Origin of the sequence: Massilia solisilvae (assembly GCF_024753215.1) — a bacterium.
GTDB lineage: Bacteria > Pseudomonadota > Gammaproteobacteria > Burkholderiales > Burkholderiaceae_D > Telluria > Telluria solisilvae.
In genome coordinates this window covers 111,489-125,758 of sequence record NZ_JANUGV010000009.1, presented here as the reverse complement: position 1 = coordinate 125,758, position 14,270 = coordinate 111,489, and the positions used below count along the sequence as shown (strand labels likewise).

Annotated in this window: 11 protein-coding genes; 4 read left to right on the top strand and 7 right to left on the bottom strand. The window is 66.0% G+C overall.

Annotated features, from left to right (window positions below; all coding sequences use genetic code 11):
• The 6 genes from NX773_RS22205 to NX773_RS22180 form a co-directional block, all read right to left on the bottom strand.
• The coding region (locus NX773_RS22205) for a hypothetical protein (protein WP_258858415.1) at positions 1-739 on the bottom strand (739 nt) is incomplete at its 3' end.
• Positions 740-817: 78 nt separating this feature from the next.
• Complete coding sequence (locus NX773_RS22200; RefSeq protein ID WP_258858414.1) at positions 818-2,245, bottom strand: RHS repeat domain-containing protein; 1,428 nt, start codon at positions 2,243-2,245, stop codon at positions 818-820.
• Entirely contained in the window at positions 2,233-3,057 is an 825-nt protein-coding gene (locus tag NX773_RS22195; protein WP_258858413.1) for a hypothetical protein, read from the bottom strand. The genes NX773_RS22200 and NX773_RS22195 overlap by 13 nt, the downstream gene beginning before the upstream one ends.
• Positions 3,058-3,258: 201 nt before the next feature.
• The gene (gene ttcA, locus NX773_RS22190; RefSeq protein WP_258858412.1) at positions 3,259-4,170 is read right to left on the bottom strand and encodes a tRNA 2-thiocytidine(32) synthetase TtcA; all 912 of its coding nucleotides are present in this window, start codon (positions 4,168-4,170) and stop codon (positions 3,259-3,261) included.
• A 2-nt stretch (positions 4,171-4,172) separates the two neighbouring features.
• Complete coding sequence (locus NX773_RS22185) at positions 4,173-4,565, bottom strand: dihydroneopterin aldolase (protein ID WP_258858411.1); 393 nt, start codon at positions 4,563-4,565, stop codon at positions 4,173-4,175.
• A 40-nt stretch (positions 4,566-4,605) separates the two neighbouring features.
• Positions 4,606-5,379, bottom strand: coding sequence for an SDR family oxidoreductase (locus NX773_RS22180; protein WP_258858410.1), 774 nt, complete (start codon positions 5,377-5,379; stop codon positions 4,606-4,608).
• A 54-nt stretch (positions 5,380-5,433) separates the two neighbouring features.
• On the opposite strand from NX773_RS22180, the gene NX773_RS22175 reads away from it, so the two are divergent.
• The 4 genes from NX773_RS22175 to NX773_RS22160 all read left to right on the top strand — a co-directional run bounded on the left by NX773_RS22175 (position 5,434) and on the right by NX773_RS22160 (position 11,021).
• Complete coding sequence (locus NX773_RS22175; RefSeq protein ID WP_258858409.1) at positions 5,434-6,582, top strand: class I SAM-dependent methyltransferase; 1,149 nt, start codon at positions 5,434-5,436, stop codon at positions 6,580-6,582.
• Positions 6,583-6,708: 126 nt separating this feature from the next.
• Entirely contained in the window at positions 6,709-7,656 is a 948-nt protein-coding gene (locus NX773_RS22170; RefSeq protein WP_258858408.1) for a J domain-containing protein, read from the top strand.
• 182 nt (positions 7,657-7,838) lie between these two features.
• A complete protein-coding gene (locus NX773_RS22165; protein ID WP_258858407.1) occupies positions 7,839-9,473 on the top strand; it encodes a tetratricopeptide repeat-containing response regulator in 1,635 nt (544 codons plus the stop codon).
• A gap of 6 nt (positions 9,474-9,479) precedes the next feature.
• Positions 9,480-11,021, top strand: coding sequence for an HDOD domain-containing protein (locus tag NX773_RS22160; RefSeq protein WP_258858406.1), 1,542 nt, complete (start codon positions 9,480-9,482; stop codon positions 11,019-11,021).
• Here the strand turns inward: NX773_RS22160 and NX773_RS22155 are convergent.
• Positions 10,987-14,229 (bottom strand): EAL domain-containing protein, encoded by a 3,243-nt coding sequence (locus tag NX773_RS22155; protein ID WP_258858405.1) that lies wholly within the window; start codon positions 14,227-14,229, stop codon positions 10,987-10,989. The two genes, NX773_RS22160 and NX773_RS22155, sit on opposite strands and share 35 nt — an antisense overlap.
• Between the last annotated feature and the right edge of the window lie 41 nt (positions 14,230-14,270).

Below are 14,270 nucleotides of genomic sequence, written 5' to 3'. Positions count from 1 at the left end.
CCCTTTCCTTTTCGTTCAAACGACGGCCGTTATAGGTGTTGGTCCAGGTCGAACCATTCGATGTGATCGTCGCGAGCAGGCCGTCGGGTGTATAGGTGCGGCTGATGGAAGGGCTGCCGTCGCCAAAGGTGGTCGTGCGCAATCTGTTGAGCGCGTCGTAGCCATAACTGATCTTCTTCGCAGCCGGAGCGCTGGCAGTGTCACAGCTGGCGGACGGCAAGGCGAGACCAGGAGCCCGCCACAGCACGTTCCCGGCCAGGTCGTAGTCCTGTATGGTCGACTTGGTTTCGGGTTCTATGGTCTTGCATAGCCGCTGGGCGCTGTCGTAGACGTAAGCGCGCGTGACGCTTTTGCCGCCGCCACTTCGGGTCACCGCTGTCGGCTTTCCGAATATGTCGCGCTGGATCGAGACGTTGACGCCTTCCGACATCGCAATGTTGGTGATCGCGCCCTCAACCGGTTCGTCGAATGCCTGGTAGGCATGAAGCCAGCTGTTCCCGCGCGCATCGGTGTAGTACTTCTGGAAGCCGTTCACGTATGTGAATCCAGAGTACAGGACTCCCAGCTCACTGATGGCGCTGGTCACGGTTGGGCGGCCCAGCGCGTCATATTCCTGATACACCCCGTCGTTTGCCGCGAGATCGTAGCTGCGCGCCGGATATGATTCGAATATCTTGTTGTTCCCACTGTCGAAGCGCCTGCGTACGACGCGAATCGTCCCTGGGTCCGCTTGGTCCAAGCGCTCTGTGTACACAGGGCGCCATAAGGCATCGTAGTAGGTGGTCGTTGCTGCTGATCCCGTTGTGACCTGCTGGCGTCAGTGGCCGGGCTCGAGGCCATATTCGTTAACGGTTGACTGCGAATACGAGATGATCGTCGGATTCCAGGCGACGGTATCACCTCCGGGGTAGGAGATCGCTCTCAGGCGCCCTATCGCATCATAGTCGTAGCCAGTAATGAAACCAGCAGCGTTGGTCACCGATCGGAGTAGGCCAAGATTGTCCACGGTGGCAGACTCGCTGGTGCCGTCCGCATAACGTACGTTTAGCGGTATGCCGCGCTTGTAGTTGCTATAAGTTGTGGTCTGTCCTTTGCCGTCCTTTTGGGTGTAGAGCGTTCCGTCAGCGTTATAGGCTAGTGTTTTCTCGAGCTGGCCGAACTTGCGGACTGTCTCGAGGTTGGCTGTAGTCGCGTTATATCCGTTCAGGACAGGAACTCGCCCAGTACTGCCTTCCGTTACTTGCTCTACCTGGCCCAACACCCATTTGGCCGTGTTGTTGTTGTACTTGGTGGTTTCGCCGCGGCTGTACCCGAGTGTGCTCGAGCGGACGATTTGAGTCGGCTGTGCATATTCATTAAACGATTGCGCTTGCCAACTAAAGCTCACGCCCTGCTGCACAGTCACTCTGCTGCCCGTTTCGATTACCTTTGCAGCAAGCGCCCCGTCCCCCCGACCTTGTGCGCTGAAGCCGAACGGTTGGAGTGGCTCGACATAGTTCGTAGTGGTCTTTCTCAAGAGGTTGCCGCCGCGGTCGTAGGCGAAAACCTGGAGGAGCTGACCCTCGGTTTCGCGGTACAGCGTTCCAAACGTGTATTCGGTTCGATGCGATTCGGGGTCCGTAACCGCGACCGTTTTCCAAGCCAGGCAGCCATTGCATGGGGCCCAGCTCGGCTGGGCTTCGGGATATTCCGTGGTCCACACCAGAGGCTGCAAACCTGGACCGGAAATCTGTTTGCGTACTAGCGAATAGGTATCAAAAACCCAAGGGTACATGGCAATTTCGGCGTCGCTACCGACCTCCAGGCACTGCTTTTCAACTCCAGCACGTCCATGCTTCGTCGGTGTTAACGTGAAGTCACCTCGTGCCCCTGATGGGTGCACCATGCTGCCAGAAATCGAAGTGACGTCGTAATAGCCGTTGTCAGTGCAGCCGCCTGGACTTTGATATTCCAAGCTTTTTACAAGAGGGTAAATGTCTGATAGCGACCACCTTGATTGATCCGGCAGGATCACACTCGTGAGTCGAGCTTGGGGCGCGGAAGTATCGTAGGTGTAACGCCATGTCCGCGTGCCATCCGAAAGGGTGCTGATGAGATTCGACGTCGACGAAACGTAAGTTAAGTCGAGCCGGCGAGGACTTCCATTCGCGTCGCTGCCGACGATTGACTTGAGCTGCCACGGATTGGCCGAGTCATAGGTGTAGGTGACAGTATTCCCATAGCGATCCGTGATCAGCGTTGGCAAGATCCATACTTCCGACCGATAGATCGAGTAGGGAACGCATGTGGGATGGGATCAAGCTCGCTGTCAGTGACGCTGGGGGCCGGGGCTGGGTTGGACTTTGTCAGCTTTAACAACCCGCGCGCGACCATCCAATCGAACTGGTAGGTTGTGCCGTCAGGTGCGATTGCTAAGAAGCCTTCACCGCTGCCGCGTTTCATGGAAGGGAGGCAGCTGAATTGCCAATTGTTCCGGGTGACGACGGGATACTGGGAAGCGTTGCCACCGGGTGCCAGCGTATTACCCGTACGTCGTGCGAGCATTTCCTGGTCCCCATAACCTGGGACGTAAATGAAATTACCGTGCCAGAATTCTATTGCACTAAAGTTGGCGGTGCCGTCCGGGCCCACCGGTTCGGGCGCACCGAATACGCTGCAGCGGGAATTGTTGCCGTGAACATCAACCCATCCCTCGGAAAAGACGCCGTGGAGGTGGGGAATTTCCATATCCCAGTTTCCAAACGAAGTGTTATCGGTCGAGGCAGTAACTCCGGCCACTAATCGCCGACCCATCTGAACTGGCAGGGAGCTGTTACCCGAAAGGCTGACGTCGGTCTGTATGAATTCGAGAGCGCCGGTATATAGATTGACTTTGTCACCAAAAAGGTTGGTACCCAAACTGGCAAGCGCTTGTGGAGCTCGAATCAATTGGTTTTGGTCCTGATATCGGGATACCGATGGCGTCTCCGCGACGGAAACAGTGGGCAGGGCAGCAAGAACGGAGAAAGTGCAAACGGACACGCGCGCGAACCAATGCATCAGGAGTGGTTTGGACATGGGAATGAGCGGGGCCTTTGGGAGAGGGTTCTCGAAGGCTACGCTGCAGCGCAGAACTTGGAATTGCGAAAGCCCCACTCAGCAGAATTTGTTGATTCTGAACAATGAGGCGGATGCAGCGTATGCATCGCGCTTAACCGAAAAAAAAGCCCGGCAACAAATGCCGGGCTTTCAGGGGAAGGGGAACTGCTTTAGGAGGAATTACAGCCGCTGCAGCGAAATCGTATTGGTCTCCGGCGTCGAGCACGGTTCCTCGTCGAACGCGATGTCGCCGTTGGGGTTTGCCACCCCGTCGGCCTTGATGTCGGTGAAGCCGAACAGCGAGCGGTCCATCAGGTGCGACGGCACCACGGTCGATAGCGCCGAGAAGATGTTCTCCACGCGGCCCGGATGCTTCTTCTCCCACTCGCGCATCAGGTTCTTGATCTGCTTGCGCTGCAGGTTCTCCTGCGAGCCACACAGGTCGCACGGGATGATCGGGAACTGCTTGACCTCGGCGTAGCGCGCCGTGTCCTCTTCCTTCACGTAGGCCATGGGGCGGATCACCATGTGCTTGCCATCGTCCGACACCAGCTTGGCCGGCATGCCCTTGAGTTTGCCGCCGAAGAACATGTTGAGGAAGAAGGTTTCGAGGATGTCGTCGCGGTGGTGGCCCAGCGCGATCTTGTTGCAGCCCAGTTCATCGGCCACGCGGTACAAGATGCCGCGGCGCAGGCGCGAGCACAGCGAGCAGGTGGTCTTGCCTTCCGGGATCAGGCGCTTGACGATGCTGTAGGTGTCCTGGTTCTCGATGTGGAACGGGATGCCCAGCTTGGACAGGTAGCCCGGCAGCACGTCGGCCGGGAAGCCCGGCTGCTTCTGGTCCAGGTTGACGGCCACGATGTCGAAATGGATCGGCGCGCGCTCGCGCAGCGTCATCAAGATGTCGAGCAGGGCGTAGCTGTCCTTGCCGCCGGACAGGCACACCATCACCTTGTCGCCGTCCTCGATCATGTTGAAGTCGCCGATGGCCTGGCCCACCAGGCGGCACAGCCGCTTGTGCAGCTTGTTGTTCTCGTGCGCGATCTTGTCCAACTGCCTGGCGCTCAATTCTTCGGTTGCTGCTTCACTCATGCTCAATCCTTGATCTGGAAAACTTCGACGCCCACGCCCTCGCAGTCGGGATACACGTCCGGCTTCATGGTCGACACGCGCACCGCGCGCACCAGCGGGTGCGACAGCATCGAGCGCGCGACGTCGTCGCACAGCGTTTCCTGCAGCTGTACGTGGCCCAGGGCCATGCGGCGGGCGATGGTCTCGCGCATGAAGTCGTAGTCCACCACTTCCGACAGCTGGTCGGCCTTGGGCGTGGACTGCGCCAGCGGGATGTACAGATCGACGTTGATCAGCACGCGCTGCTCGCCCTTCTTTTCGAAGTCGTGCACGCCGATGTTGATCATGACTTCGTAATTGCGCAGGAACAGCCGGCGGCAATCGCGCAGGCTGGGGTGGTACAAGGCGGACATCATAAAAGGTGGTCTCTTGGGGTTGTGCCGGACAGCCGGCGCTTCAATTGGTCAGGAACATCACGTCGCGCGCCAGCGGCACCAGGTGCTGGCCACCATCGACCAGCAGCGTGGTGCCGGTCAGCGCGCGTGCCGTGGCCGCGTACACCACGGCGTCGGCAATGTCTTCAGGGGTCGAGGAGCGCTTCAATGGCGTTAGCTGGTGCGCCTTGGCGAAGCCTTCCTCGGTCTGGTCGCCCGACACCATCGTGATGCCGGGCGCCACCCCGACCACGCGCACCGTGGGCGCCAGCGCCTGGGCCAGCATCGTGGTCGCGGTCTGCAGCGCCGCCTTCGACAGCGTGTACGACAGAAAATCGGGGTTCAGATTGTACAGTTTCTGGTCGAGCAGGTTAATCACCACGGCCTGGCTGCCCTGCGGCGTGGCCGCGTGCAGCGCCTGCGCCAGCAGCAGCGGCGCGGCCAGGTTGGCTTGCATGTGCGCGGCCAGCAGGGCGGGCGAGAAGGTGGTTGCGCTGTCGTATTCGAACAGCGATGCATTGTTGACCACGCAGGTCACGCGGCCGAGCGCCGCGGCCGCGCGCGCGGGCAGGGCGCGCACTTCGTCCTCCTGCGCCAGGTCGGCGGCCAGCAGGTGCGCGCGGCGGCCCAGCGACCGGATCGCTTCGGCGGTTTCCTCGGCCTCGCGTTCGGAGGCGCGGTAGTGCACGGCCACGTCATAGCCGGCGCGCGCCAGCGCGAGCGCGATCGCGCGCCCGATGCGCTTGCCGGCGCCCGTCACCAGCGCCACCTGCGGTTTGTCGTCGTGTTGGTCCATCAGCTGTGCATGCGTCATCTGTCGGCAGCAGTCGATTCTGTTTACAATGCGGGCATGTCCCTACCCGCACCAGATCCCGACGCGCTGGCCGCGTCTTCGGCCCTGCATCGCCTGATCGGCGAGGAAATCGAACAGCAGGGCGGCGCCATTCCGTTTTCGCGCTTCATGGAGCTGGCCCTGTACGCGCCGCGCCTGGGCTACTACAGCGGCGGCGCCGCCAAGCTCGGAGCAGAAGGCGACTTCACCACTGCGCCCGAGATCACGCCGTTGTTCGGGCAGGCACTGGCGCACGTGGCAGCCGCTATTATCGCCCAAAGCGCGCCCAACATCATCGAATTTGGCGCCGGCACCGGCAAGCTGGCGCGCGACGTGCTCGCCAGCCTGGCCGCGCAGGGCGTGCAGGTGACCAGCTACACCATTATCGACCTGTCCGGCGAATTGCGCGCGCGCCAGCAGGACCTGCTGCGCGATTTCCCGATGGTGGCCTGGGCCGACAAGCTGCCCGAGGGCTTTTCCGGCGTGGTGCTGGCCAACGAGGTGCTCGACGCGATGCCGGTCGAGCTGGTGGCCAAGGTGCCGCACGGCTGGCGCCGCCGCATGGTCACGCTGCAAGACGGCGCCTTCGCCTGGCTTGACGTCGAAGCCGATGGTGCGCTGGCCGACCAGATCCTGCGCCAGGTGCCGGACGCGGACAGCCTGCCGGAGGGCTACGTGACCGAGGTGCACCCGGTCGCGTGCGGCTTCATGGCCTCGCTGGCGCGGCTGTTCGAGGGCGGCCGCGGCGCCGCCATCCTCATCGACTACGGCTTCCCGGCGCACGAGTACTACCACCCGCAGCGCGACACCGGCACCGTGATGTGCCACTACCGCCACCATGCCCACCCCGAGCCGTTCTACCTGCCGGGCCTGCAGGACATCACGGCGCACGTGGACTTCACCGCCATGGCGCTGGCCGCCCAGGATGCGGGGCTGGATGTGCTGGCCTACATGCCGCAGGCCGCGTTCCTGCTCGCCGCCGGCATCGGCGAACTGCTGCTGCAGACCGACCCGGCCGACGCCTTGCGCTACCTGCCGCAGGCGCGCGCGCTGCAAAAGCTGGTTGCCCCGAGCGAAATGGGCGAATTGTTCAAGGTGCTGGCGGTGGGCCGCGGGGTGAGCCTGCCCGAGACAATCGTGCGCGCCGACCGCAGCTACAAGTTGTAGACTTGCCAACACATTGCGCAGCGGATAGCAGTCCGGCAGCGCTGGACGGTGGCGCGGGGATCAGGATCGGCTATCATAAAGTCAAGAATGATGGCGCACGCCCCCCCCCGCACAGCTGGATAACCCATGGCCAAGATCCACACCCACTATGACAACCTGAAGGTGTCGCGCCAGGCACCGCAGGAGGTCATTCGTGCGGCGTACAAGGCCCTGAGCCAGAAATACCATCCCGACAAGAATCCCGGCGACGAGAAGGCCGCGCGCATCATGGCCATCGTCAATACCGCCTACAACACCCTGTCAGACCCGGTGCGCCGCAAGGAGCACGACGAGTGGATCGCGGCCGAGGAGTGGGAAGTCGAGTGGCTGGAGAGTACGCACGCCGAGGACGGGCGCGAGCGCGCCAGGCACGACGCCTGGGAAGCGCAGCCGGTGCCGAGCCGTCCGCAGCGGCGCCTGCTGCGCGACGCGCGCTGGTGGCTGGGCATGTCGGTGTGCTTCGTGGCCGGCGCCGCGACTTCGCTGTTGCTGGCCCCGCCGTCGAGCCTGCTGCCATCGGCGCTGGCCTGGGGCGGCAAGGCGATCGGGGTGCCGGTGCAGCGGCCCGATCCGGTATCCGACCCGGGGCGCGACGGCTGGGCCATCCCGTACGGCGCTGACGCGCGCGAGCCGGCGCCGGACATCAAGGCCCTGGCAGTGACCCAGCTGGTGGTGCCGGCGCGCGCGCCGGACTGCGACACCGACCTGCAAAGTATGGTCGCGCCCAACGGCGACCCCTGGCCGGCCCAGTCCGGCTACCTGACAGGCTACCCGGTCGGTAACATGGGCGACGAGATGCAGGTGGTGGTGGACAACAGCGCCAACCCTTCGCCGGTGTTTGTCAAGATCTACGACCTGGACCGGCGCGCCAACGTGCGCCATGCCTACGTGCAGGGCCGGGGGCGCCTCGTCATCGACAAGCTGGCCGCCGGCAAGTACGAAGTGCGCTACCAGAACATCCTGTCCGGCGGCGTCCACGGCGAGTGCGTCAACGGCCGCCGTACGGCCCAGCGCCAGGCTCCCGCCGCCTCCTGAACCGGTTTTCCGGCCCCGACTGTCGTTTTTCTCCACGGTTTTCGCTTAGTTTTGCGTTTTGTCCAGCCGGATTGAATATTTTCTTGTCTCCGTCGTAATATACTTGCTCCGAGACAAACAAACGCGGCCGTGGCCGCCCGAACGTCCCGGCAGGGGCGGCTTCACATCGGAATGAACTGGACATGAACCAACTGGACGGACTGTCGGCCCTGATCATCGATCCCAACGCTGGCATGCGCACCAGCGTCCAGAACATGCTGACCATGATTGGCCTGTCCGCCATCAACGGGGTGGCCAGTTCCAACCAGGCGATCAAGCAGGTGGCCACCAAGCCATATGACCTGATCCTGTGCGAGTATGAACTGGGCGGCGGGCAGGATGGCCAGCAGCTGCTGGAAGACCTGCGCCACCACCGCTTGATCCCGCTGTCGACCATGTTCTTCATGGTCACCGCCGAGGGCGACTACGGGCGCGTGGTCAGCGCCGCCGAGCTGGCGCCCACCGACTACATCCTCAAGCCGTTCAATGCCGACCGTCTGCTCGAGCGCATCACGCGCGCGCTGGAGCGGCGCCGCGCCTTCATGCCGGCGCACACCCTGATCGACGCCGGCCACCAGCGCGAGGCGATCGCCGCCTGCCTGGAAGCCGAGCAGGCGTTCCCGCGCTACGCGCTCGAGTTCCAGCGCCTGCGCGCCGAGCAGCTGATGCTGCAGGGCGAATTCGACCAGGCCGAGCCGATCTACCGCGCGCTGGCCGAGGAAAAGCAGATCCCGTGGGCGCGCCTGGGCCTGGCCAAGACCCTGTTCGAGCGCGCCCGCTACGACGAGGCGCAGGCCATCCTCGAGGAGCTGGTCGCCTCCAACAAGAACTTCGTCGACGCCTACGACTGGCTGGCGCGCACCCACGCCGCGCTGGGCGCGCTGGACAAGTCGCAGGGCGTGCTGGCCGACGCGGTCGCGGTGTCGCCGCACGTGGTGCGCCGCCTGCGCACGCTGGGCGAGACCGCGCTGGCCGCGGGCGACGCCGACACCGCCGAAAAGTCGCTGCGCCAGGTCGTCACCAAGGCCAAATATTCGGAATTCCGCGACCCCGAGGACCACGTCAAGCTGGTGCGCGCGCTGGTGACCAAGAACGAACCCGACCAGGCCGCCGCCGTGATCCGCGACCTGGACCGTTCGCTCGGCGGACAGAAAAACGCCAGCGCCTGCAGCGCGATCTCGTCCATGATGCTGCACCAGCACACCGGCAATACCGACCGCCTGAACGAATCGCTCAAGGCCGCGATGGCCGCCTGCAAGGACGCGCCCGAGCTGTCGCCCGAGCTGAAGCTGGAGCTGGCGCGCACCTGCCTGGCCAACGGCATGGAGGAGGGCGCGGCCGAGGTGGTACGCGACGTGATGCGCAACGCCAGCGGCGACGCCGCGATGGCCAAGGCGATGGACGTGCTGCAGCAGGCCGGCCACGGCGAGATGGCAGCGCGCCTGGCGCAGGAGACGCGCCAGCAGGTGGTCGACCTGGTCGCTTCCGGCGCGGCCAAGGCGCGTGCCGGCGACTACCTCGGCGCGGTCGAACTGATGCAGGAAGCGGCGGCCAAAATGCCGGGCAACCCGGCGGTGGCGTTCAACGCGGCGCTGGCGATCCTGCGCTGCCTCGAGCACACCGGCTGGGACGACAAGCTGGCGGCCAGCGTGCCGGGCCTGCTGGACAGCGTGCGCCGCCTGGACGGGCGCAATCCCAAGCTGCCGGCGCTGGTCGCGCTGCACCAGCAGGTCCTCAAGAAGTACAACAAAGGCCCGCGCATCCGCAAAGCAGGGTAAGCATTCATGGCAGAGGGTATCCACAAGGAGCCGGCCGGCGGCGCACGCGACGTGCGTGGCAAGCTGCTGGCCAAGGTGAGCGGCGACGACGAGATGTTCGCGCTCGGCAGCTCGGTCGCGCGCGTGGTCCAGATGGCCACTTCGGACGACCAGGGCACGCACGACCTGGCCTACTACGTGCTGTCGGACGTGGCGCTGACCCAGCGTATCCTGCGCCTGTCGAACACGGTCACCTACCGCACCGCTTCCGGCCTGCCGGTAACCACGGTCTCGCGCGCCATTTCGCTGCTGGGCTTTGACACGGTCAAGACCGCCGCGCTGGCCATGATGCTGGTCGATGCGCTGGGCGCGAGCGCACATGCCAACAGCGTGCGCGTCGAGCTCGAAGCCTCGCTGTGCGCCAGCCTGGTGGGGCGCGAGCTGGCCAAGAAGAGCCACTTCCAGGGCGCCGAGGAAGCCGCCATCGCGGCCCTGTTCAAGAACCTCGGCCCGCTGCTGGTGGCCTCGCATGCGCACGACAGCTACCGCGAGATCAACAAGCTTGCCGCGACCGGCAAGCACACCCTCGGCCAGGCCGCGCAGATGGTGCTGGGCTGCAGCTACGACGCGCTGTCCGAAGCGGTGCTGGGCGAATGGCAGATCCCCGACGTGATCGTGCGCGCGCTGTCCGCGCCGCCGTCCGGCGTGCTCAAGGTGCCCGCCAGCCGTGGCGACTGGATGCGCCAGGTGGCCGCGTTCGGCCTGGACGTGGCGCGCCTGGTCGCGCGCGCGGCCGAGCCGGCCGAGACCCCGGAGGCGCAGGCGCTGGTGGCGCGCTACGGCCAGGCGCTGGGCATCGGCAGGGGCGAACTGGAAGGGCTGTTTGCCACCGTGCGCGGCGAGATGGACAGCCTGCTCGAGAGCATGAACATGTCGCGCGCGCCCAAGGCCGACGAAGCGGCGCACGACGCGCCGGGCCTGCCCAGCGTGCTGCAGCAGGCCACGCTAAACGATGGCGGCGAACAGGAAGGCCGCCACGCCAGCGGCAAGCCGAAGAACGCGCGCGAGCAGCTGCTGGCCGGCCTGCAGGACGTGACCCAGATGCGCGCGGCCGGAAAGGCCAAGGTCAACGACGTCATCTTTGCGGTGCTCGAGACGCTGTACCTGTCGATGGGCTTTCGCTTTGCCACGGTGGTGCTCAAGGATCTGCGCCAGGGCCAGTACCGCGCGCGCGTCTCGTTCGGCGAGGAGCACGTGGCGCGCCAGGCCGGCTTTGTGTTCCCGCTCGAATCGCGGCGCGAGCTGTTCCACCTGGCGATGGAGAATGACGCCGACCTGATGATCGCCGACGCGGCCTCGCCCAAGATCCGCGAGCTGCTGCCGTCCTGGCACCGCGCGCTGCTGCCCGATGCCAAGAGCTTCATCGTGCTGCCGCTGGTGGTGAACAAGGTGCAGGTCGGCCTGTTCTACGGCGACCGCACCCGCGAAGCGCCCGAAGGCGTGCCGCCCGACGAAACCGCGCTGATCAAGGCGCTCAAGAGCCAGGTACTGGCTGCGCTTGGGTCCTGAGGAACTCGCGGAACTCGCGCGCCGGCATCGGCCGCGCGAACAAGAAGCCCTGCCCCTCGTCGCCGCGCTTGTCGCGCAAAAAGCCCCATTGCGCGTGGGTCTCGACCCCTTCCGCGATCACCGACAGCCCCAGCGAATGGGCCAGGCCAATGGTGGCCGCGACGATCACCGCGTCGTTCGGGTTGGTCTCGAGGTCCTTGACGAAGCCGCGGTCGATCTTGATGCGGTCGATCGAGAACAGCTTCAGGTAGGCCAGCGACGAGTAGCCGGTGCCGAAGTCGTCGATCGCCAGCTTGAAGCCGCGCGCGCGCAGCTGGCGCAGCAGGTGGCGCGTGCTCTCGGGGTCGCGCATCGCCGCCGTCTCGGTAATCTCCAGCTCCATGCGCGAGGGGTCGATGCGGTGCTGCGCCAGCAGCTGGTCCAGGCGGCTCAGCAGGGCGTCGCCCCCGAACTGGCGCGCCGACAGGTTCACCGCCAGGCGCATCCCGGCCAGGCCGTCGCGCTGCCAGTCGGCCAGCAGCTGCATCGAGCGCGACAGCACCCAGTCGCCCAGCGGCAAAATCAGGCCGCACTCCTCGGCGATCGGGATGAAGCGGCTCGGCTCGACCGCGCCCAACTCCGGGTCGTGCCAGCGCAGCAGCGTCTCGGCGCCGATCACGCGGCCGGTATCCAGCGCCACCTGGGCTTGCAGGTGCAACTCGAAGCCTTCGCGCTCGAGCGCGCTCCACATGCGGTTTTCCAGCAGCAGGTGCTCATGGGTGGCGGCGTTCATCGCCTCGGAGAAGAACTGGAAGTTGCCGCGCCCCTCGCGCTTGGCCGCGTACATGGCGGTGTCGGCGTGGCGCAGCAGCGTGGCGCCGTCGTCGCCGTCGTTCGGGAACAGCGCCACGCCCACGCTGGCGCCGCTGTGCACGGTCACGCCATTGAGCTGATAGGGTTCGGACAGTGACTGCACCACCCGCACCGCCACCAGCGACACGCTGTCCGGCGTCAGCGGTCCGCCCAGCACGATGACGAACTCGTCGCCGCCCAGACGCCCGATCGCGTCCACGTTGCGCAGCAGGTCCTTCATGCGCGCGCTGGCCGCCACCAGCAGCTGGTCGCCGGCGTGGTGGCCGTAGGAGTCGTTGATCTTCTTGAAGTGATCCAGGTCGATGAACAGCAACGCCAGCGGCTCGCCGGAGCGGCGCGCGTGCGCGAGCTCCTCGTCCAGCCGCTTGCGCAGCGCGAAGCGGTTCTCCAGCCCGGTCAGGCCATCGAAGTGGGCCAGCCGGTAGATCTTTTCCTGCGAGCGGTACTGCTCCGACAGGTCGTGCACGATGCACACGAACAGGTGCTCGGCCGCCAGCAGCACGCGCGACACCGAGATGGTGACCGGGAACGCTTCGCCGCGCGCGTTCACCGCCTTCAGGTCGCGCTCTTCCGGTGGCGCGCCGGCCAGCCGCGCCAGCAGCGCCGGCGCCGGCGCGCCGTCCGGCATCGATACCAGTGCGCTGAACGGCAGGCCGGGCAGGTGCTGCGGCGGGTAGCCGAACAGCCTGGCGGTGGCGGCATTGCCGGACACCAGCCGCCCCTCGTGATCCACGGTCACAATGGCATCGCCCGCGTTGTCGAGGATCGCCTGCAGGCGCGCCTCGCGGTCGCGCAGGCGGGTGGTGCGGTCGCTGACAACGGCCTCGATGCGCGCGCGCTCGCCGCTGATGAGCAGCATCAGCGCGCCCAGCAGGCCGGTCATCAGGAGCCCCGCGGTGATCACGATCCAGCTGGCCACGCCATGCTGCGGTGCAGTCGCCAGCGGCGTGAAGCGCAGCGCGTAGCGCCGCCCGGCAAACGACAGCGTGACCCGGAAGTCGTCCGCGGCAGGGCGGCGCACCACGCCCGTCACCGGCATGCTGACGCGCTCGGTCACGTCGCGAAAGTCGAGCGCATAGCCGGTCAGCCCGGAGGCGGCGGCGGCGCGCTGCTCCATCAGCCGCGCATTGATGACCAGCACCAGCAGCCCGACCGGTGGCTCGCCCGGCTGGCCAACCGACTTGAACAGGTCGATGCCGGGCATGGCGTTGATGACCAGCGTAACCGGCGCGCTGGCGGCAGGCGCGGGCGAAGCCAGCGCACGGCGCACGGCCTGCGCCCGGTCCGGGTCGCTCAGGAAGTCGAGCCCGAGCGCCGACTTGTTCGACATCGGCGTGGTGTACAGGACCGGGAAATACACGGGCCGGATGCCGGCCGGCCGGGTCGCGGTGCCGGGCCCGAGGTCGAGGATCGAGAAGCGCGGATCGGCATTGTTGCGGGCCCAGTCCTCGAACACGGCGCGCTCGGACAGCGGCACCCGCACCGCCCAGTCGATCGCCTGCAGCTCGGGGCGGCCGTCCACGTAGTTGCGGGCGATCACCAGGAACTTGTCGCGTGACAGCATGCGGCGCACGTCGCCGAGCGCCAGCGCGAAGGTCTGCACGAAGCGCACGTGCTCGTTGAACTCGGCCTGCAACAGGTCGGCCGTCTGCTGCGCGCGCAGGCGGAACGCGTGCTGGGCCTGGTCGTGCTCCCAGCGCACCGCCTGCTCGTAGGTGACCAGCACGGCGCAAGCGGCAACCACCAGCGGGAGCGCCACCACGCCCGCGCGGCGCCGCCACAGCGGACGCGGCAACGCACAGACGATCCACGTCAGCGGCGCGGCCAGCAGCACGCCCAGCGTGTCGCCGGCCCACCAGTTGACCCAGGTGGCCAGCCGGTCGTGCGAACCGAGCAGGCCGATGGCGGCCAGCACGCCGACATTGACGGTGGCGCTGACGACGCACGAGACCGGCGCCAGCAGCAGGAAGCGCAGCACGTCGCGCCCGGAATCGATCGCCGGATCGACCCAGTGCCGGAACGCGCGCGCCCCGGCCCACGCCTGCAGCGTGGCCCCGGCCATGGTGCCGCCCACCGCCAGCGCGGCGCCGGCCCCGGCGGTGGCGCTGCCGGGCCAGCCGTCGGCCAGGTAGTAGGCCAGCAGCGGCCCCAGCGCCACCCCGGGCAGCACCCGCCAGCCGGCCAGCACCGTCAGCGCCAGGCTGACCCCGGCCGGCGGGAATACCGGGCTCGGATAGCTCGGCGCCAGCGCGATCAGCCCGCCGAGCAGGGCCGTGGCAAGGTAGATCGCCGCCGCCGCGGCATTGGCCAGCAGCAGCTGCGGCCAGCGCCACTGCGGGTATTGCGCAGGGGTCATCCACGCCCTCCGATTGTTGCTAAATCGTTACACCCCGCGGT

Excerpts from the sequence above, each read along its gene's own strand:
- NX773_RS22155 (WP_258858405.1), bottom strand. The coding sequence starts at position 14,229 with ATGACCCCTGCGCAATACCCGCAGTGGCGCTGGCCGCAGCTGCTGCTG.
- ttcA (WP_258858412.1), bottom strand. The coding sequence starts at position 4,170 with ATGAGTGAAGCAGCAACCGAAGAATTGAGCGCCAGGCAGTTGGACAAG.
- NX773_RS22160 (WP_258858406.1), top strand. The coding sequence starts at position 9,480 with ATGGCAGAGGGTATCCACAAGGAGCCGGCCGGCGGCGCACGCGACGTG.
- NX773_RS22165 (WP_258858407.1), top strand. The coding sequence starts at position 7,839 with ATGAACCAACTGGACGGACTGTCGGCCCTGATCATCGATCCCAACGCT.
- NX773_RS22180 (WP_258858410.1), bottom strand. The coding sequence starts at position 5,379 with ATGGACCAACACGACGACAAACCGCAGGTGGCGCTGGTGACGGGCGCC.
- NX773_RS22195 (WP_258858413.1), bottom strand. The coding sequence starts at position 3,057 with ATGTCCAAACCACTCCTGATGCATTGGTTCGCGCGCGTGTCCGTTTGC.
- NX773_RS22170 (WP_258858408.1), top strand. The coding sequence starts at position 6,709 with ATGGCCAAGATCCACACCCACTATGACAACCTGAAGGTGTCGCGCCAG.
- NX773_RS22185 (WP_258858411.1), bottom strand. The coding sequence starts at position 4,565 with ATGATGTCCGCCTTGTACCACCCCAGCCTGCGCGATTGCCGCCGGCTG.
- NX773_RS22175 (WP_258858409.1), top strand. The coding sequence starts at position 5,434 with ATGTCCCTACCCGCACCAGATCCCGACGCGCTGGCCGCGTCTTCGGCC.